The organism is SAR86 cluster bacterium, assembly GCA_023703615.1.
In the GTDB taxonomy this organism is placed as follows: domain Bacteria; phylum Pseudomonadota; class Gammaproteobacteria; order Magnimaribacterales; family D2472; genus MED-G85.
On the sequence record CP097971.1, the window covers coordinates 507,673 to 526,006 of the forward strand.

The following is an 18,334-nucleotide window of genomic DNA, read 5'->3' on the forward strand; positions in this document are numbered from 1 at the left end:
TAATTTAAAAGAATCAATTTCAATTTCAGACGAAATAGCTTTTAGATTGGGAAGGGAGCTGAGCAAAATATCTTATTCAAATAACGAAAACTCTATAACGAAACTTTTTTTAATAAGTCTTGAAGAAATATCTATAAATTAAGAAAGCCAAAATGCCTCCAAATATTTGTGCAATACAAAAATAAAGTACGTTTTCTGGATTTATGCCAGCAAAGCTATTTGAAAACATTCTTCCAATCGTTCCTGCAGGATTTGCAAAAGAAGTTGAGGATGTGAACCAATATGCAGCTCCTATATAAGATGCAACGACTAATGCTATTTTTGCTTTGTTCGATATCAGTATAAAAAATACCAATCCAAAACTAGCAATAATTTCAGATAGAAAAATATTTGATCCAAATCTATTTTTTTCAGAAAATTCAATAATATTCATGTCAAACATAATATTAGCAATCATAACTCCAGTAATTGCTCCAAATGTTTGAAGCAAAGAAAAAATACAGAATATTTTCAAAGAAATCTCTTTATTTAAAAAAAGAACAAATGAAACAACAGGATTAAATTGATTACTAAAGGACTCAAACGCAGTAATTAAAAAATATAGTGCAAAAAAAGTGACAATCGCATTTATGAGTAAAATAATAGAATTATCATTACTTAAGTTTTCTGCCATTATTCCAGATCCAACTACGGCGCAGAATAAAAATGCAGTACCTAAAAATTCTGATATGTATTTACTTATCTTCATAAATTGATATCTTTGCTGAGTAAATTTCATGAAAAGTTTTTACAGCAATAGAATCTTAAACCCCCCATTTAGTTTGTTGAATAGTCTTAATATCTAGTTGCTTAATTATTTTTTCATAAATTCGCATAGCAAACCCAATAACATCTGTACGATCTGTCGCAAATCTATACTTTTCAATCTTTTCTAGATCAAAAGATTTAGGAGCAAGTTTTTTATACTCAGTTTGATCTAAATTTATAATTTTCATTTTTTTTGAAACTAGATGTTGCCTAATAGTTTTATATTGTTAACACAAATGATAACATTTGAAGCGTAAAATAGTCATTCATAAATATGGAAACTTTGTTCTTAAGTCCTCTAACTATAATAATTATAGCATCTATAGTTGGCTTCTTTATGGCATATGGTATAGGTGCAAATGATGTTGCAAATGCCATGGGAACTTCAGTAGGAAGCAAGGCAATTACATTAAGACAGGCAATTATTATTGCTGCAATATTTGAATTTCTTGGTGCATATTTCGGAGGTGGTGAAGTTACCTCAACAATAAGAAAAGGAATTGTTGATCCAACAATTTATGAGGATGCAAATAAATTTATTATTGGAATGTTGTCGGCATTATTAGCAGCAGGAACATGGTTAATTGTAGCCTCAAGAAGAGGTTGGCCTGTTTCCACAACTCATTCAATTGTTGGTGCAATAATTGGTTTTGTTTCAATTTCAAAAGGAATAAGTTATGTATCTTGGGGAACAGTAGGTGGGATAGCTTCAAGTTGGGTAACATCACCTATAATTGCAGCATTACTGGCCTTTTTAATTTATTTAAGTGCGAAAAAGTCTATCTTAGATAATTCTAATCCAGGTAAAAGAGCTATAAATATAATTCCTGTATATAGTTTTTATGTTGCTTTTATTATTTCATTAGTTATCGCAAGAAAAGGACTGAAGAATACAGGACTTGAATTAGTTGAGTCAGATATATATATATTTAGTTCAATTTTTGGAATTCTTGCAGCTGCTGTTACTTCAATTACTTTAAGACGAAATTTTACAAAAATTAAAAAAGATGGGGTTGAATCTGCGTTTGCAATTTTAATGGTTGTCTCTGCATGTGCAATGGCTTTTGCACATGGTTCAAATGATGTTGCTAATGCAATTGGACCTCTTGCTGCAATCGTATCCACTGTAAATTCAAATGGTATTATAGATACTTCGTCACCAGTTCAAGCTTGGATTCTTTTTTTAGGGGCAATAGGAATTGTTTTTGGTTTAAGCATTCTCGGAAAAAATGTTATAAAAACTGTAGGCGAAAAAATTACTACATTAAAGCCTAGTCTTGGTTTTTCAGCTGAACTTGCCACAGCTACTACAGTAGTTGTTGCTTCATATGTTGGATTCCCAATTTCAACAACTCACACATTAGTTGGAGGGGTTATTGGAGTTGGATTGGCAAGAGGAGCACAACATTTAAATACTAAGGCAATAATAAGAATTATTACTTCCTGGTTAGTTACAATTCCAATTGGAGCTTTTTTAACAATCTTATATTGGGTCATTCTTAGAATAATATTTGGCGTTTGATATTTAAATAAAAAACCCAGAAATTATTTCTGGGTTTAGAAATTATTTGTTTAATTTTAATTCATTACCAATACTTTATTTCTAAATAAAGAATCGCATTGTCCTGCATATAGCCTTGCAAGCTTAAGTTTATTATTATTATTTAGATAGTTCACTTTTAAATCACAAGTTAATACTTTGTTAATTAATCCTGAATTATGGTGTTGAAGATAATCACTATAAAGTCCATATAAAACTACATCATGATGGTTTGATGGTACGTCGTCGCTAATTACAATGTATCCTCCATCTTTCGATGTGTAGCATCCAATAGAATCTCTAGGGCATATCTCAGAAACTTGATCTTTATTATAAATAACATCTATATAAGACGATTCTAATTGAAGATCATTCTTAACATCATTAAATATATTTTCATCAGACTGAATATAATTAAAACTAAATATAATCATCGAAAATAATGATAATTTGATTATTTTTTTCATAAATTCTCCCATATGTGTCAATTATGTGACATATATGAACTTATTGTTACATAAATGTGACATTAATGTCAAATTTGATCTATGGTAGAATTTAATAAAACTAATGTTGAATAGCCCCACAATTCTTAATGCAGGCCTGAATTAGTTATCAGAGCTTATTAAAAATAGTGATCTGGGCTTTTATAATTATATTGATAGTTGAATATTACTTAGCAGTCCAGCTAGTCATATATGCAATGACAGCTCTAGATGCTTCAATTTTACCAATATCATTTAATTTACCATTTTCTTTAGTGTTTAATGAAAATATTGAAAGAATAATTTGAGCTACAACTCTGCAAACACCTTGTTTATTAAAGACATTCTCAAGGCTTATAGATTGTTCATAAGTTTCTTGAATCACATTACCTAATTTATGAATAGAATTTGAGTCTATTGGAGGGTTTACAGTATTACCTAGAATTATTTTTTGTGCGATTAAGGAAGAATTAAAATATTCATACATATTATAAACAATATAATTACTAACTTTCACAAGATTTAAGGCATTAGAGTTATTTAAGGCATTCTTAGAAAAGCTTTCTAAACATTCATCAATACATTTTGAAATTATTAACTTTTTAAGGAAATCTACAGTTGGTATAAATTTATAAGTTGAAGTTCTTTTTAAACCGGATATTTGTGCAACTTTTGCTAGAGTTAAATCATCAATTTCGCCTTCTTCAATAATGTTGATTGCAGCATCAAGAATTTTACTAATTCTCTCTTTACTTCTGTTTTGCTTTGCTAGGGTATCCACTATATTATTATGGACAAATGTCTATAAATGTAAATATAAAATAACTTAAAAAGTTCACATAATTTTCACAAATTAATGTTATTTCTGTTGCACTTTAAATTTAAAATGTGCACATTCACCTAGGAGATCTTATGAAAAAATACATATTCCCATTGTTTCTATCACTATCTTTATTTTCTCAAGAGTCAGAAAATGAACCACTTGAAGAGGTTGTAGTAATTGGTACAAAGGCCAGTATTATTTCTGCAATTGAAAAACAAAGACAATCAAATTTAATTGTTTCAGTTGTTGATTCTGATGCTTTAGGTGACTTTCCTGATACAACTGCAGCAGAAGCTATTAGAAGACTATCTGGTATTTCAGTTGAAAACGATCAAGGTGAAGGCAGGTATGTAAATATAAGAGGTATATCCGGAGATCTTAATGCAATTGCAGTTAACGGTGCTCTTGTACCAGCACCTGAAGGAGGAAGAACTGTAATGCTCGACGGTCTGCCAACTGAATTGTTAGATTCAATAGATGTATATAAGACTTTAACAGCAGATAAAGATGCTGACTCAATTGGTGGAAGAATTGAGTTTAATACCAAAAGAGCTACTTCAATTGACGGAACACTTCTAAAATTTAAAGCAGATACCTCTTACAATGAGCAAACTAAAAATTCTGATAACCCAAAAATGGCTTTTACCTACGGTTCAATGATTAATGAAAATGTTGGACATGTTCTTGGTGTTACATACGCTAGTAAGCAGATTGTTACCTACAACAACGAAACCGGTTTTCCAGCATGGGATACTGACGACGGCAATATCTTTCTTGATGATGATTGGGAGATGAGATTTTATGATTTAACAAGAGAAAGAACAGGTATTACATATGATATCGACATGATTATAGATGACGATACATCAATTTATGCAAATTTTTTATATAACAAATATGATGATGATGAATTAAGGAATAAAGAAGAATTTGGCTCTCTTAGAACTGGTAACGTATATGCAGGCTCAAGCGAGATTAATAGAGTTAGAAGAGATGCTGAAGTTAGAAAAAGAATAGAAACACGTGAGATTAAAACCGCTATATTGGGCGGTGAGACATTGATTAATGGTTGGTTAGCAGAGGTGCAATTTAGCCACTCTTATGCTGAAGAAAATGATACAGATAATGTTGATGTAACTTTTAGAAGTGATAGGATTGATACCGATGATTGCGGAGGTCCCTGTGGCTCATTCTTTTATCAAGACCCTCAAAAAGTTGGTCTGTCTCTCTCATCATATGCTCAAGGTGTGCTTTATGCTGATTTAAATGTTGACGCATGGGAAGAAGATTGGAGTCTAATAAAAGATACTGAAACAGCATTTAGTATAGATATGACAAAAGATGGATTTACATTTATGGATGTTCCAACAACAGTAAAGTATGGTTTTAAATATAGATCTAGAGAGAAAAAAGGTGATAGCAATGCAATAGAAGTTGATGATGATGATGTGCAAGCTTTACTTCAATCTGAATTTGGACCCTACACACGATCTTGGCCATTCGCTGGACAACAGTACGGCCCCCATGCTGATGAAAATCTTTTATATGCAAGAAAGGGTCAATACACTGGCGGTCCTGATTATGATAACTTTGAAGAAGACTTTACAACAAATGAAGATATCACTGCATTATATTTAATGGGTACAATGGAATTTGATAAGGCACTTGTTATAGCAGGTATTAGAGTTGAAGATACCGATTTCGATACTCTTGGATATAATGATGGTGATGTAAATGATGTGTTAACAGCATCAAAGAGTTACACATTTGTCTCGCCAAGTTTAAATGTTAAATATTTCTTAGATGATCAAACTATCATTAGAGGCGCAATATGGAGAGGATTATCCAGACCAGGCTTTGGTAAAGCAAATTTAATAGCAGATATAACTGAAAGAGATGATGGTAATTATCGAGGTGAGATGGGTAATCCAGATCTTGACCCGTATGAAGCAACTAATTTTGATTTATCAATTGAATATTACGGTGATGACTCATTTGCATCAGTTGGATATTTTAAGAAAGATATTGAAAATGCAATCTATCCACTTGCAGTCGCTAATACAACTGTAAATGGCTTGTTTTTTGATGAATTATTAACTTTTGTAAATTCAGATGACTCTGAAGTTGATGGTTTTGAATTAAATATATTTCAAGAGCTAAATATGCTGCCTGATCCTTTTGATGGTTTGTTTATTTCGATGAACTTTACTATTACTGATGGAACGTCATCATTAGATGTAGATAATGGTACTGTAACATTTCCATTTAGGAAATTATCAGAAGATGTTTCAAATATCTCTATAGGTTATGATAAAAGTAAATTTGATGTAAGGTTATCATATGTTTCAAGATCGCCATATTTAGATTACCTTGCAGATGATGATAGCGAAACTATCCAAGAGGATTTAGATAATAATAATATTAGGTATACCGATGATCACACTCAAATTGATTTTAATCTTAAATACAAGATTAATGACAATGTAAGTGTTAAATTTGATATCAATAACATAACTGATGAACCAGAGTTCTATTATTGGGGAACTCAAAACAGATTATCTCAATATGATGAGTATGGAACTACCTATTCAATTGGCATAAGATATAACCTATAATTCACCTGAATTTAAATAATAAGGCAAGTTAAATACTTGCCTTATTTTTTCAAGAAATGAAATACTTATTAACAACATTATTTATATATTCGTTATCTGCAATATCTGATCCTATAGATAAGATTATTCATATAGTACCTGCGATAGATGAGACTCCTCAAGTAATCTCAAAAGGTGATGCTGCAGATGATCCTGCTATATGGCTAAATAAATTAAATCCAAATAGATCTCTAGTATTTGGAACAGATAAGAGAAGCGGTATATATACATATAACTTAAAGGCCGAAAAAATAGGCTACACAGAAATTGGAGATATCAATAATATTGATGTTAGAACAATGAATGTTACTGATGATGATAATAAAGACATAGGTAGTTATTCATTTATCTTTGCATCAAATAGAACTACAAACACACTTGATATTTGGGTATATAAAGACACTAATATTGATAAGGCCATAAAGGATAATAATTTTAAAATTTCAAAAGAGCCTTATATAAATGCTAAAGCAAACATGGTAGTTTATGGAGTTTGTGCAGGTATTGATTCGAGATTTGGATTGATAGCATTTCTAACAGAAGATGAGGGATCAAAGGTACAGATGTGGAATTACGGTCCTTTTGGAATGACTCTTTTAACAACATTTGATAACGAAAATGCAACTCAATCTGAGGGATGTGTTTACGATGATGAAAACAGAACTCTTTTCATATCTGAAGAACAAGATAGGGGTGTTTTAAGAGCCTATAAAATAAATAACGAATTAGATTTTTCAAATCCAGTTATTATTGATAATAGATCTGGAAATATAGATGGTGATCCTGAAGGAGTAACGGTTTATAAGTCGTCTGAAAAAGATGGATATCTTATTCTTTCATCTCAAGGTGATAGTTCTTTTAATATTTATAATCGACAAGAGCCATACAACTATTTAGGCAGTTTCAAAGTTGGGAGTAATAAAGATATTGATAATGTTAATGATACTGATGGTATTGACGTTATTAATTTTAATTTTGGTAGTAAATATCCTATGGGTTTATTTGTTGTCCAAGACGGAACAAATGATGGTAAAAATAAGGTTAAGAGACAGAATTTTAAATACGTTTCTTTTGCTGATGTTCTAGAAAAATTAGATCTTTAGTTTCTTTATAAATTCTATAATATCCTTAGAAAGTGATTCAGGTTGCTCTAAGGCTGCAAAATGTCCGCCTTTGTGAGAATTCCATTGAACTACATTATAGATTTTTTCAGCCCATGCTCTTGGAGGTGCAATAAAGTCTCTTTCAAAAACTGCACCTGCCATAGGTTGCTTTATGTTCTCAAAAGAAAAACCTAAGTCTCCATTTTCTTTATACAATCTTGTTGATGAAGTTATTGATTCACTAAACCAATATAAAGATACTATTCCTAGAACTTCATCGTTTGAAACAACTAATTTGTTCTCTTCACCATCAAACCAACCATAAAACTTCTCTACAATCCAAGCAGCCAGTCCAACTGGAGAGTCATTTAAACCATAACCAAGTGTTTGTGGCTTTGTTTTTTGTATCTCATAGTATCCAACTCCTTGTTCTTTATATTTTTCATAATTTGCCATTAATTTTTGTTCTTCTTGTGAGGTATTTTCTAATGGGTCTTTATCAGCAGGTGGCCAAGCAATAATCATATTAAGATGAATGCCAATACAATGATCTGGATAAAGTTCAGCCATCCATTTACTTACAGTAGCTCCCCAGTCACCACCTTGAACAATATATTTTTTATATCCTAGAGCCATAATTAGCTCATGTTGCAAAATAGCAATCTGTTTGGAATCCATACCAACTTCTTTTGGTTTGTCAGAAAATCCAAATCCTGGAAGAGCAGGGCAAATAATATCAATTGGTACCTCTGAGTTTTTTTGCAAAACTGGTATTATTTTTAAAAATTCCTGAACGCTTCCTGGCCATCCATGAGTCATGACTAATGGAATCGCGTTATGTTTGTCTGATTTAGAATGCAGGAAATGAAGCTTAAGGCCGGAGTGTGTTGTATATCTATAGCTACCAATGTCATTAATCTTCTTTTCATGCTCTCGCCAATTAAATTCATTTCGCCAATACTTTGTTAATTCTTTTAAGAAATTTAGATCTGTGCCATGAGACCATTTATTATTAATCTCATCAGGCCATCTGGTTAGATCAATTTTCTTATGCAAAAGATCAATTTCCTTTTCTGGAATATTGACGATAAATTTTTCGATGTTTTCCATAGTATTTTATTTAGTTTAATTTATATCATTAGTTAAATATTTTGAAGTAAAATATCTTTTTTTTAAAAAATTTTATGATTGAAAATATAGAATCATTTTTAAGTACAAATTCTGAACTTGCATGGATTGCAATTTTTGTATTTGCTTTCTTAGAGTCATTTATTCTTTCTGGGGTGGTTGTTTCAAGTGCAATACTTTTTTCTGTTTGCATAATTACCTACAACACCGAACTCTTGTCTTTGTTCACAATTGTTCCAGTTGCCATTCTTGGTGCACATTCAGGAGACTTATGCGGTTTCTTCTTTGGAAAAACTGTTGGACCAAGTCTTTTAGCAACTAAGTTTTTTGTAAAAAGAAAGAAAATAATAGCTAAGGCGCAAAACTTTTTAGATAAAATGGGTCCATACACAGTTATTTTTGGCAGATTTGTACCAGCAGTTAGACCGATAGTGCCTTTTTTACTTGGTATTTCAGATTTAAAAGCTGTAAGATTCTATATTGCTGATCTCATAGCCTGCATAGCTTGGGGAATAGCACTAGCTTTTTTAGTTACTGGTGTAGGATCACTTTTTGGATAAAAGATTATGTTAACAATATTTATATTAGTAGTAAGTTCAATAGCAGTACTCTATTTGTTATTTCAATTAATAAAGGCTAAACGTCAAGGAAAGCTACTACAAACCTTAAGAGACTTAATGATTATAATATTAGCAATTTTAATGACTGCAGCTATTTTTTATATTGGGTTTCGATTCTTTAGAGCATTTTTATAAAGAATGTCTAAAACTCTTTTTGAAAAAATTATAGATAAAGAAATTCCCGCTGATATTTTGTTTGAAGATGAAGTTTCTATTGTAATAAAAGATATTCAACCCCAGGCTCCAACACATTTATTAATAATTCCAAAAAAACCAATTCCTAAATTATCTGACGGTACTGACGAAGATAAAGAAATATTTGGACATTTAATGCTTTTAGCAGGAAAAATTGCAAAAGACTTAGATCTTGATGATACCTTTAGACTAGTAGTTAATAATGGTGCTAAGGCAGGACAGAGTGTTTTCCATTTACATTTACATCTTCTTTCTGGAAGACCACTTAGTTGGCCACCAGGCTAAAAGTATAAATAAGCAGCTAGGCCTAAAATAAATACTGTAACTCCAATAATTATTACAAATATAAAACCTTGCTTTAATGCTGTTGAATCATCCATATAAAAATTCTCCCTGTTAAAAATATATCAAAAAATAATTCCTTTACAAGTAAATATTTAATATAAAATAAAACTATCTAACTTTATAAACAAACAATTGGAAATTACTGAAACTAAAACTTTTACAAAAAAAGTTAAATCTTGGATTTGTTATGATATGGGAAATTCTGCATATGCAACTACTGTCATTGCTGCATTTTTTCCAATATTTTATATAGAATACTGGGCATCAAGTATTAGCAAGGTAGATGCTTCGATTTACTTAAATTGGACATTGGTCATAACTAACATAGCAATTCTTATTACGGCTCCAATTCTAGGTGCAGTCTCTGACATTAATAAATCAACAAAAAATATACTAGTATTTTTTACTTTAACTTCTATTTTTTTTACTTCATTATTATTTTTTTTAGATTCAGGTCTTTGGATCTTCGCTCTTATTTTTTATGGATTAGCTAATTATTCATTTTCTGCTAGCCAAATCCCTTATGACAAAATGCTTACTCAAGTCACAACACCTAATAAATACTCAATAGTTTCTAATCAAGGCTATGCTTGGGGCTATCTTGGAGGAGGGACTCTATTTTTAATTAATGCACTAATGAGTTTATACCCAAACTTTTTTGGCCTTGAGAGCCAAGCTCAAGCTATAAAAGTTTCCTTCTTAATGGTCGGAGTCTGGTGGTTTGTTTTTTTACTGCCTTTAATTTTTAACTATAACGAAAAAAAAATAGTAACTAAACAGACAACGCTAGTAGCTAATACTTTTAAAAATTTAGTCAAAACATTTAAATCTATTTATCAGTATAAGAACGCTTTTATTTTTTTAATTGCATTTTTTCTTTTTATTGATGGTGCTCATACAGTTATATATCTAGCATCAACATTTGCTTTAAATCTTGGACTAGAATCTAGTGCGATTATACAAGGATTAATTCTTGTTCAGTTCGTGGCATTTCCTGCCACCTTGCTATGGGGTTACGTAGCAGATAAGTATGGAGATAAATTAGTCTTAGGTTTAACTATTATTGTTTATATATTAATTCTTTTTTATAGCTCTTTATTAACAAAGTCTTACGAATTTTATATTATTGCTGCATCAGTTGGATGTGTTCAAGGCGGCATTCAAGGAAGTTCAAGAGGCCTATTTGGAAAACTTATACCCAAAGAAAAATCAGGTGAATTTTTTGGACTATTTAATGTGTTTGGTAAGGCTGGCGCAATAATAGGGCCATTGTTAGTTGGGTCAATGCTTGTATTAACAAGCAATATAAGAATTGCGTTGCTGCCTATAATTTTATTATTCATATTAGGCGGAATTATGTTATTTTTTGTAAAGGAAACAAATGAAGATTTTTAGCAAAGAGTCTATTATTTTTTATAGTATTCTTGGAGCAATAACAGCCTTTGTAATCGCTCCTTTGATAAGAAGTTATTTAGATTATTCAACAACAACAGAATTAATAATTACTACTGCAATCATTATTCCTATGTATATTATTGCTAAACGTTTATTACAAAGATTTATAAAATAGAGTACGAAAATATACCTATTTTCTATATTTATATTTTTTGACTTTTACTACATTTTTTGGATAATAGTAATCAAACGTTCATCTTATTTTTATAATAAGACGGAAGTAGGAAGATAGGAAAACCTCTTTCTTTTTCAAAGAAAGGCAAGCAAGTACCGCTTAGGTTTAATTATCATAGGCGGGAACGAGACCGAATATCTGCCGAAGGAACGCGTTGAGAAGGGTGTACACCTATATGGTGTATGTACGAAATCGATACGAAAACTGGAGGAAACGATATGACTACTCATTACAGAGGCATCAAAGTAACTCCTGAAAGTGTTAAAGAAAAAATTACTAAAGTTTTTTCTGGCATTTACAGAGGTAACAAAAATGTTGCAGTAGAAGAAAAGTCAACTCAATCACGTGAAGGAATTTACCGTGGTAACAAATGGGTTGCTTAATTTTCTTATAGAAAAAAAAGAGGAGGCGAAAGCCTCCTTTTTATTTTAATAGATTTAATAACTTTTTTGGCTCATCAGTTATAACACCATCAACATTATATCTTTGAAGTTTTTTAAATGTATCAGCGTCATTAATTGTCCAAACTATTATCTTTAAACCCCTTGAATGAACAAAATCTACAAACCTTTTCGTAACAACTTTTATTCCATAATAATAAATAGGTACTTGTAAACATTCTCCCGGTATATCTTTGTTATATAAATTAAAACTAGCCAGAAGCATTTTCATAACTTCAAGAGGACCCATTGATAAACATATATCAGGATTATTCTCTCTAATTTTTTTTAACCTGGCGCTATTAAAACTCGCAACACATACTCTATTTTGTGAATTTGTTTTTTTAATAATTTCAATTGCAGGTGAAGCAACTTCATTTGTTTTAACGTCAATTTGAAAATAAGTTTCAGGGAAACTTAAAAGAACTTTTTCTAGTCTAGGTATTTCATACTTATCAAACAATTTCAGCTCATCTATTTCTGAACTATGCAGTGAGTAAAACCTTCTGTCATCTTTCAACAATCTTTTTAGATCATCATCGTGAAATATATAAGGTATCCCATCCGATGAAAGCTGAACGTCTGTCTCAATGTATTTACAACCCACTTCTATAGAGTATTGAAATGATTTAATTGTATTTTCATATGACTCAATTGAACCACCTCTATGAGATAAAATTTGAAGACCAGAGTAATCTAAATATGCGTTCATATAGGTTAATTGTAAACGCTAATGAGTTAAAATATAAATTCTAAAATTTTTTTTATTTTAATGAATAAATTTGATTCTATAAGACCATATAAGGATGAAGAGGTTAATAAAGTAATCCTTGAGTTATGCAATAACAAAAACGTAATTAAAGCAGCTATTGCATCAAGCAAATATAGTTTCATTAAGAAGATTCCATTTTCAAAATTATTAATGAGTATTTTCTTAAAAAATAGATTTAAGAATATTCAATCAATAGTAGAGTATCAAAATATATTTAAAAACCTTGTAAAAAAAATAATCAAAAATTCAATTAAAAATTTTGATGTAACTGGTATTGATAATTTAGATAATTCCAATGCTTATCTTTTTATATCAAATCATAGAGACATTACATTAGACTCAGCTTTATTAAATTTTCAACTTCACAAAAACAATCTAAAAACTACCAATAATGCTGTTGGGAATAATCTTTTAACTGAAAAGTGGGCGTCGGATTTAATGAGATTAAATAAAAGTTTCATTATAGATAGAAGTGACAAGTTTAAAAAGGATATATATAAAAGCTTAAAATTAGCTTCAGAATTCATTTATGACTGCATAACTTCCAAAAATGAATCTATATGGATTGCTCAAAAGCAAGGTAGATCAAAAGATGGAGTAGACTATACTGATCCATCAGTACTAAAAATGATTCATCTGAATTCAAGAAAAAAAACTGAAGTAAGTGAATATTTTAATAATTTAAAGCTTGTACCAGTATCAGTTTCATATGAAAAAGATCCTAATGATATTTTAAAAGCAAAAGAATTGTATTTAAGATCTGTAAATACAGATTATGTTAAAGAAAAAAATGAAGACTTAAAAAGTATCTTCGTTGGCATCTCAGGCCATAAGGGAAATGTTCACATCGAAGTTGGAGAGCCTATGCTTTTCAGTAACAAAGAAGACTATGACGAAATTGCGAAGATAACAACTAAAAAAATTAAATCTATGTATAAAATTCATGCAACAAATATTGCTGCGTGTATTCTTCAAGGCATCGAAATTCCAATTCAACACGGATTTACTAATGATGAAATAGACGAATCAATGCAATGGCTTAAAGAAAGGTTGCATGATATACCAGAAGATATGCAACCATTTCTTTTGAATCAATATAGTAATCCAGTTTTATAAGCTATAGCCTTGTTCATTGTGTTCATTAATATCAAGGCCTTCATTTTCTTCATCCAAGGAAACTCTAATAGGAACAAAATACGATAAAACTTTTAATATTCCATAACTCATTACCGCAGTCCAAAGGCCAATAACTACAATCCCAATAATTTGTATTCTTAATTGATCCATAAGACCATCATCTGAAATTCCTGCTGCACCAGATCCTAAAAAGCCATCAGGATTTCCTACAAAACATAATGCTAAAACACCTAAAATCCCTCCAACCCCATGAACTGGAAAAACATCTAAGGAGTCATCAATTTTAAAATATGCCTTCACTAATTGTGTTGCATAAAAACATATGGATCCTGCCAATAGACCTATTAATAATGCACCAGCTGGACCAACTGTACCTGATGCTGGAGTGATAGTTGCTAAGCCTGCAACCATACCAGTACAAATTCCAACTAAAGTTGATTTACCTGATTTAAACCACTCAATAGCCATCCATGTGAGAGCACCAACTGCAGCACTAATATGCGTAACAAGCATAGCCATACCTGCTGAAGAATCAGCTGCGACAGCGCTACCACCGTTAAATCCAAACCAACCAACCCAAAGCATGGATGCTCCTATCATGACCATTGTTCTATTATGTGGAGGCATCGGCGCAGATGGAAATCCATTTCTTCTTCCTAGAAAAATTGCAGCGACTAATGCTCCAATCCCACATGTTGCATGAACAACCAAACCTCCTGCAAAATCGATAACTCCAATAGAGCCCAAATAGCCACCACCCCAAACCATATGACACGCTGGTAAATAAACTAGGGTAAACCAAGCTACAGAAAATATGCACATTGCTGAAAATTTCATTCTTTCAGCAAAAGCACCTACAACTAGTGCAGGAGTAATTATTGCAAAAGTCATTTGAAAAGTAATAAATACGGTTTCTGGCAACGTTCCACTCATAGCATTTCTGCCAATTCCATTTAAAAAAAGAGCACTTAAATCTCCAATAATCATCCCGTTCCCTTTAAAAGCTAGGGAGTATCCGTAAACTACCCAACAAACCGATATAAGGCATGCAATAGTAAAACATTGCATTAGTACAGATAAAACATTTTTCGATCTAACCAATCCTCCATAAAATAGAGCTAACCCAGGCAAAGTCATAAATAAAACAAGTGCTGTTGATGTAAGTATCCATGCGGTATCACCAGAATTAGATTCGCTAGCCAATGACAATTGTGAAAAAAAACTTAAATACAAAACTAGAAAAAATTTATGTTTCATCGTGATCCCCTTAAATTTAGATATGATAAATATATATAAGAATTTAATAATTGAACTATATATAAAAAAAATACTAAAAAAAAGTATTTAAGTTAAATAAAAAAAATAAAGATCTTAGAAAGGTGAAAAGAGTTATTGTTTGGGCAATAACTCTTTTCTATTTAGTTAATTTAAAAGGCAGCTAGTTAGGGGGGAGGATAAGCTGCCTTAATAAATTATTTAAATTCTGGATATGATTCAACTCCTATCTCTGAAGCATCAAGACCCATGTCTTGCTCTTCATCAGTTGCTCTAATTGGCATAACCATATTGATTACAAATATAGTTATTAAACTTGCAACATAAGTGAATCCACCGATTGCAACTACTCCAGCAAACTGCATACCAAAGCTAGCATCTGATGTTAAAGGTACAACCATAACACCAAAAATACCAACAATTCCGTGAGCAGAAATAGCACCAACTGGATCATCAATTTTAAGTGTCTTGTCTAGGAATAAAATTGAAAAATAAACAATGACTCCACCAACAGCACCAATTAGCACAGCAGTACCACCACTTGGAGCACTTGGACCTGCAGTAATTGCAACTAGTCCTGCTATAGCACCATTAATAGCCATGGTTACATCCATTTTTCCTGTTAAAAAGAGACTAGTAAATAATGCAGCAACAACTCCACCTGCAGCAGCCATATTTGTATTTAAGAATACTTGACTGACAGCAATAGCACTCGCTTCATCACTAACTATTAATTCTGAACCACCATTAAATCCAAACCATCCTAACCATAATATCCATGCACCAAGAGCTGCCATTGGAATATTTGATCCTGGCATAGCATTTGATGTGCCGTCGAAGTTATACTTACCTTTTCTAGCTCCTAGAACGGTAACAACTGCTAAAGCTGCAGCAGCACCACATAAATGCACTGTTCCTGAACCTGCGTAGTCTGAATAGCCACCTTGGCTTAAGAAACCACCACCCCAGTTCCAATAACCTTGGATAGGATAGATAAAGCCTGTAAGCACAATGGCAAATATAAAGAATGGTAATAATTTCATTCTTCCAGCAACTGCACCTGATACGATAGACATTGCTGTAGCAACAAAGACTACTTGGAAAAAGAAGTCAGCTTGTTGTGAATAATCCATACCATACGGCATTCCAATTTCTTCGTTAGGTAACGATGTTGACAGGCTCCATGATGTACCAATCGCAGGTAAATAACTCTCTAAAGCACCTCCAAATGCTCCACCACCTGGATACATAAGCATGAATCCACATGTTAAATACATGATACATGCTATTGAATATAGTCCTAAGTTCTTAGTAACTATCTCTGAGACATCTTTCTTTTGAACAAGTCCTGCTTCTAGCATGGTAAAACCAGCTGCCATCCACATAACAAGTGCTCCAGCCATAATGGCGTAGAAAGTGTCTAATGCAAATTTTACTTCTTCCATAATTAAATACTCCTTTATAAATTTATATTGCTTCAGAACCGGTTTCGCCGGTTCTGATTCTAACTACGTGATCAATATTAGTAATAAAGATTTTTCCGTCACCGATTTTGCCTGTTTGAGCAGTTTTCACGATAGTGTCAGTAACTGACTCTGTCTTTGAATCTTCAACAATTATCTCAAGCATTATCTTTGGTAAGGTATCTACAGAATATTCAGAACCTCTGTACATTTCTGTATGGCCTTTTTGACGTCCATAACCTTTAACTTCTGATATGGTTAAACCTTCTATACCAGAAGCCACTAAAGCTTCTCTTACTTCTTGAAGCTTAAATGGTTTTATGATCGCTGTAATTAGTTTCATAAATTATGATTTAGAGGCTTGCACCTATTGAAAAAACTAATGCATCTTCGTCTACACCGCTATATCCCTCATCAGAGAAGTCTGTATAAGCGATACTGCAGTCATATGATCCACAACCAAAACCATAAGAGATCAAGAAGTTATCTCCCATATCATCATATTGACCATATGAAACTCCAACCGCACCGATTGCATATGAGAATTCTAAATAATCAGTAAAATCATCTTGACCAGCTGCATATGTAATTCCAAAATCACCCATGCTTAGACCTAATACGATTTCTTCGAAATCATACGCATCAATTCCAGGGTATTTAAACATTACATAACCAATATCAACTCCAATGCCGCCAACTTCAGTTCCGTAACCAAAATATACGTCAAATTCGTTTCCAGAGCCGTATTCTGTTAAGACACCAGCATCATCTGTTGCATAGCCCCAATTGATGTTTGCGCCCCATACGCCTGCATAAAAACCACTGTCATTTTCATAATCAAAACCACCTGAAACAGAAATACCATCTGATTGGGTCATTCCTCTCCAAATGTAGTCTGATGTAATACCAACGTTTGCACTAACAGCAGCAAATGAAGGTAAAGACATGACAGCTAACATTAAAAATAACTTTTTCATATTTTCTCCTTATATAAGAATGAATTAAGTTCAATACTATTAATGCAAGATCAATGCCAAAAAACAAAATATGTTAGAAAAAGCTATAATTTCAAAGTTATTATAAGCAAACGGAGCATTTCAAAGATGATTTTAAAAAATAATGTGGCTTTAGTTACAGGTGGTGCGTCTGGTCTTGGTCGAGCAACAGTTGAACATTTTGTAAACAATGGCGCAAAAGTAGCAATCTTAGATTTAAATAAAGAAAACGCACTGGAAATAATTGAAAATCTTGGTGAAGATAACGTATGTTTTATTGAAACAAACGTCATGGAAGAAGAGTCTGTTCAAAATGCTATTACAGCTATAAAAGATAAATACAAAAAATTACACTTTGTAATTAATTGTGCAGGAACAGGATACGGAGCAAGAATTCTTGGAAAAGATAAACCTCATCCATTAGACCATTTTAAATTTATCATAGATCTTAATCTTGTTGGTACCTTTAACGTAATGAGATTAGCTGCTGAACTTATTGATAAAAATGATCCTTCAATTGATGGTGAAAAAGGAGTAATAATAAATACTGCCTCTGTTGCCGGCTATGAAGGACAAATTGGCCAATCTGCTTATAGCGCTTCAAAAGCAGGTGTGATAGGTCTAACTCTTACAGCAGCCAGAGATCTTGCTAGGCATGGAATAAGAGTCTGTACAATTGCCCCCGGTATTTTTGATACGCCCTTGATGAAAATGGCGCCAGATAAAATTAGAGATCCTTTATTAGACTCAACTCAGTTTCCTCATAGGTTTGGAAATCCACAAGAATTTGCACTTTTGTCAGAACACATAGTTAATAATAGTTACTTAAATGGAGAAACTATCAGATTAGATTCTGGTATGAGAATGACACCAAGATAATTGTTATTGTATTGCCACCCAATATGTTGCAGCGATTACACTA

General features: G+C 32.0%; 20 protein-coding genes and 1 riboswitch. Of the genes, 10 read left to right on the plus strand and 10 right to left on the minus strand.

Going from position 1 to position 18,334, the window contains the following annotated elements; translation table 11 throughout:
• Positions 1 to 109 precede the first annotated feature (109 nt).
• The gene (locus tag M9C80_02710; protein ID URQ70084.1) at positions 110 to 748 is read right to left on the minus strand and encodes an aquaporin; all 639 of its coding nucleotides are present in this window, start codon (positions 746 to 748) and stop codon (positions 110 to 112) included.
• Positions 749 to 803: 55 nt separating this feature from the next.
• On the minus strand, positions 804 to 995 hold the full coding sequence (locus M9C80_02715) for a hypothetical protein (GenBank protein ID URQ70085.1): 192 nt from the start codon (positions 993 to 995) through the stop codon (positions 804 to 806).
• A gap of 86 nt (positions 996 to 1,081) precedes the next feature.
• On the opposite strand from M9C80_02715, the gene M9C80_02720 reads away from it, so the two are divergent.
• A complete protein-coding gene (locus tag M9C80_02720) occupies positions 1,082 to 2,329 on the plus strand; it encodes an inorganic phosphate transporter (protein ID URQ70086.1) in 1,248 nt (415 codons plus the stop codon).
• 56 nt (positions 2,330 to 2,385) lie between these two features.
• Here the strand turns inward: M9C80_02720 and M9C80_02725 are convergent, their stop codons facing one another.
• Together M9C80_02725 and M9C80_02730 are read right to left on the minus strand one after the other, a co-directional pair.
• Complete coding sequence (locus M9C80_02725) at positions 2,386 to 2,814, minus strand: hypothetical protein (protein URQ70087.1); 429 nt, start codon at positions 2,812 to 2,814, stop codon at positions 2,386 to 2,388.
• Between the two features lie 205 nt (positions 2,815 to 3,019).
• Positions 3,020 to 3,613, minus strand: a complete 594-nt coding sequence (locus tag M9C80_02730) for a hypothetical protein (protein ID URQ70088.1) — start codon at positions 3,611 to 3,613, stop codon at positions 3,020 to 3,022.
• A gap of 131 nt (positions 3,614 to 3,744) precedes the next feature.
• Between M9C80_02730 and M9C80_02735 the strand changes: the two genes are divergently transcribed.
• Together M9C80_02735 and M9C80_02740 are read left to right on the plus strand one after the other, a co-directional pair.
• Entirely contained in the window at positions 3,745 to 6,270 is a 2,526-nt protein-coding gene (locus tag M9C80_02735; GenBank protein URQ70089.1) for a TonB-dependent receptor, read from the plus strand.
• Between the two features lie 56 nt (positions 6,271 to 6,326).
• Positions 6,327 to 7,412: a phytase gene (locus M9C80_02740; GenBank protein ID URQ70090.1), complete on the plus strand. Its 1,086-nt coding sequence runs from the start codon at positions 6,327 to 6,329 to the stop codon at positions 7,410 to 7,412.
• Here the strand turns inward: M9C80_02740 and M9C80_02745 are convergent.
• Positions 7,401 to 8,522: an epoxide hydrolase gene (locus M9C80_02745; GenBank protein URQ70091.1), complete on the minus strand. Its 1,122-nt coding sequence runs from the start codon at positions 8,520 to 8,522 to the stop codon at positions 7,401 to 7,403. The genes M9C80_02740 and M9C80_02745 overlap by 12 nt on opposite strands.
• Before the next feature lie 74 nt (positions 8,523 to 8,596).
• On the opposite strand from M9C80_02745, the gene M9C80_02750 reads away from it, so the two are divergent.
• From M9C80_02750 to M9C80_02770, 5 genes are all read left to right on the plus strand, one after another.
• Entirely contained in the window at positions 8,597 to 9,100 is a 504-nt protein-coding gene (locus M9C80_02750; GenBank protein URQ70092.1) for a DedA family protein, read from the plus strand.
• Positions 9,101 to 9,298: 198 nt separating this feature from the next.
• Positions 9,299 to 9,640 carry a histidine triad nucleotide-binding protein gene (locus tag M9C80_02755; GenBank protein ID URQ70093.1) on the plus strand — a complete coding sequence of 114 codons (342 nt, stop codon included), beginning with the start codon at positions 9,299 to 9,301 and terminating at the stop codon, positions 9,638 to 9,640.
• A gap of 192 nt (positions 9,641 to 9,832) precedes the next feature.
• Positions 9,833 to 11,095, plus strand: coding sequence for an MFS transporter (locus M9C80_02760; protein URQ70094.1), 1,263 nt, complete (start codon positions 9,833 to 9,835; stop codon positions 11,093 to 11,095).
• Positions 11,082 to 11,270 (plus strand): hypothetical protein, encoded by a 189-nt coding sequence (locus M9C80_02765; protein URQ70095.1) that lies wholly within the window; start codon positions 11,082 to 11,084, stop codon positions 11,268 to 11,270. The genes M9C80_02760 and M9C80_02765 overlap by 14 nt, the downstream gene beginning before the upstream one ends.
• Before the next feature lie 73 nt (positions 11,271 to 11,343).
• Positions 11,344 to 11,486: riboswitch (Glutamine riboswitch) on the plus strand.
• A 26-nt stretch (positions 11,487 to 11,512) separates the two neighbouring features.
• Positions 11,513 to 11,713, plus strand: a complete 201-nt coding sequence (locus M9C80_02770; GenBank protein URQ70096.1) for a hypothetical protein — start codon at positions 11,513 to 11,515, stop codon at positions 11,711 to 11,713.
• 40 nt (positions 11,714 to 11,753) lie between these two features.
• Here M9C80_02770 and M9C80_02775 read toward each other — a convergent pair whose 3' ends face one another.
• On the minus strand, positions 11,754 to 12,482 hold the full coding sequence (locus M9C80_02775) for a glycerophosphodiester phosphodiesterase (GenBank protein ID URQ70097.1): 729 nt from the start codon (positions 12,480 to 12,482) through the stop codon (positions 11,754 to 11,756).
• 60 nt (positions 12,483 to 12,542) lie between these two features.
• Here M9C80_02775 and M9C80_02780 point away from each other — a divergent pair, with 60 nt between their 5' ends.
• Positions 12,543 to 13,658: a 1-acyl-sn-glycerol-3-phosphate acyltransferase gene (locus M9C80_02780; protein URQ70098.1), complete on the plus strand. Its 1,116-nt coding sequence runs from the start codon at positions 12,543 to 12,545 to the stop codon at positions 13,656 to 13,658.
• On the opposite strand, the gene M9C80_02785 is transcribed toward M9C80_02780, so the two are convergent.
• The 4 genes from M9C80_02785 to M9C80_02800 all read right to left on the minus strand — a co-directional run bounded on the left by M9C80_02785 (position 13,653) and on the right by M9C80_02800 (position 17,394).
• A complete protein-coding gene (locus M9C80_02785) occupies positions 13,653 to 14,936 on the minus strand; it encodes an ammonium transporter (protein URQ70099.1) in 1,284 nt (427 codons plus the stop codon). The two genes, M9C80_02780 and M9C80_02785, sit on opposite strands and share 6 nt — an antisense overlap.
• Positions 14,937 to 15,151: 215 nt before the next feature.
• Entirely contained in the window at positions 15,152 to 16,399 is a 1,248-nt protein-coding gene (locus M9C80_02790; protein URQ70100.1) for an ammonium transporter, read from the minus strand.
• Positions 16,400 to 16,421: 22 nt separating this feature from the next.
• Positions 16,422 to 16,760 carry a P-II family nitrogen regulator gene (locus M9C80_02795; protein URQ70101.1) on the minus strand — a complete coding sequence of 113 codons (339 nt, stop codon included), beginning with the start codon at positions 16,758 to 16,760 and terminating at the stop codon, positions 16,422 to 16,424.
• A 10-nt stretch (positions 16,761 to 16,770) separates the two neighbouring features.
• Positions 16,771 to 17,394, minus strand: a complete 624-nt coding sequence (locus tag M9C80_02800; protein URQ70102.1) for a TorF family putative porin — start codon at positions 17,392 to 17,394, stop codon at positions 16,771 to 16,773.
• Positions 17,395 to 17,520: 126 nt separating this feature from the next.
• On the opposite strand from M9C80_02800, the gene M9C80_02805 reads away from it, so the two are divergent.
• Positions 17,521 to 18,291, plus strand: a complete 771-nt coding sequence (locus tag M9C80_02805; protein ID URQ70194.1) for a 3-hydroxyacyl-CoA dehydrogenase — start codon at positions 17,521 to 17,523, stop codon at positions 18,289 to 18,291.
• The last annotated feature ends 43 nt before the right edge of the window (positions 18,292 to 18,334 follow it).

Coding starts and splice junctions, on each gene's coding strand:
- M9C80_02710 (URQ70084.1), bottom strand. CDS start 748: ATGAAGATAAGTAAATACATATCAGAATTTTTAGGTACTGCATTTTTA.
- M9C80_02715 (URQ70085.1), bottom strand. CDS start 995: ATGAAAATTATAAATTTAGATCAAACTGAGTATAAAAAACTTGCTCCT.
- M9C80_02720 (URQ70086.1), top strand. CDS start 1,082: ATGGAAACTTTGTTCTTAAGTCCTCTAACTATAATAATTATAGCATCT.
- M9C80_02725 (URQ70087.1), bottom strand. CDS start 2,814: ATGAAAAAAATAATCAAATTATCATTATTTTCGATGATTATATTTAGT.
- M9C80_02735 (URQ70089.1), top strand. CDS start 3,745: ATGAAAAAATACATATTCCCATTGTTTCTATCACTATCTTTATTTTCT.
- M9C80_02740 (URQ70090.1), top strand. CDS start 6,327: ATGAAATACTTATTAACAACATTATTTATATATTCGTTATCTGCAATA.
- M9C80_02745 (URQ70091.1), bottom strand. CDS start 8,522: ATGGAAAACATCGAAAAATTTATCGTCAATATTCCAGAAAAGGAAATT.
- M9C80_02750 (URQ70092.1), top strand. CDS start 8,597: ATGATTGAAAATATAGAATCATTTTTAAGTACAAATTCTGAACTTGCA.
- M9C80_02755 (URQ70093.1), top strand. CDS start 9,299: ATGTCTAAAACTCTTTTTGAAAAAATTATAGATAAAGAAATTCCCGCT.
- M9C80_02765 (URQ70095.1), top strand. CDS start 11,082: ATGAAGATTTTTAGCAAAGAGTCTATTATTTTTTATAGTATTCTTGGA.
- M9C80_02770 (URQ70096.1), top strand. CDS start 11,513: ATGTACGAAATCGATACGAAAACTGGAGGAAACGATATGACTACTCAT.
- M9C80_02775 (URQ70097.1), bottom strand. CDS start 12,482: ATGAACGCATATTTAGATTACTCTGGTCTTCAAATTTTATCTCATAGA.
- M9C80_02780 (URQ70098.1), top strand. CDS start 12,543: ATGAATAAATTTGATTCTATAAGACCATATAAGGATGAAGAGGTTAAT.
- M9C80_02785 (URQ70099.1), bottom strand. CDS start 14,936: ATGAAACATAAATTTTTTCTAGTTTTGTATTTAAGTTTTTTTTCACAA.
- M9C80_02790 (URQ70100.1), bottom strand. CDS start 16,399: ATGGAAGAAGTAAAATTTGCATTAGACACTTTCTACGCCATTATGGCT.
- M9C80_02795 (URQ70101.1), bottom strand. CDS start 16,760: ATGAAACTAATTACAGCGATCATAAAACCATTTAAGCTTCAAGAAGTA.
- M9C80_02800 (URQ70102.1), bottom strand. CDS start 17,394: ATGAAAAAGTTATTTTTAATGTTAGCTGTCATGTCTTTACCTTCATTT.
- M9C80_02805 (URQ70194.1), top strand. CDS start 17,521: ATGATTTTAAAAAATAATGTGGCTTTAGTTACAGGTGGTGCGTCTGGT.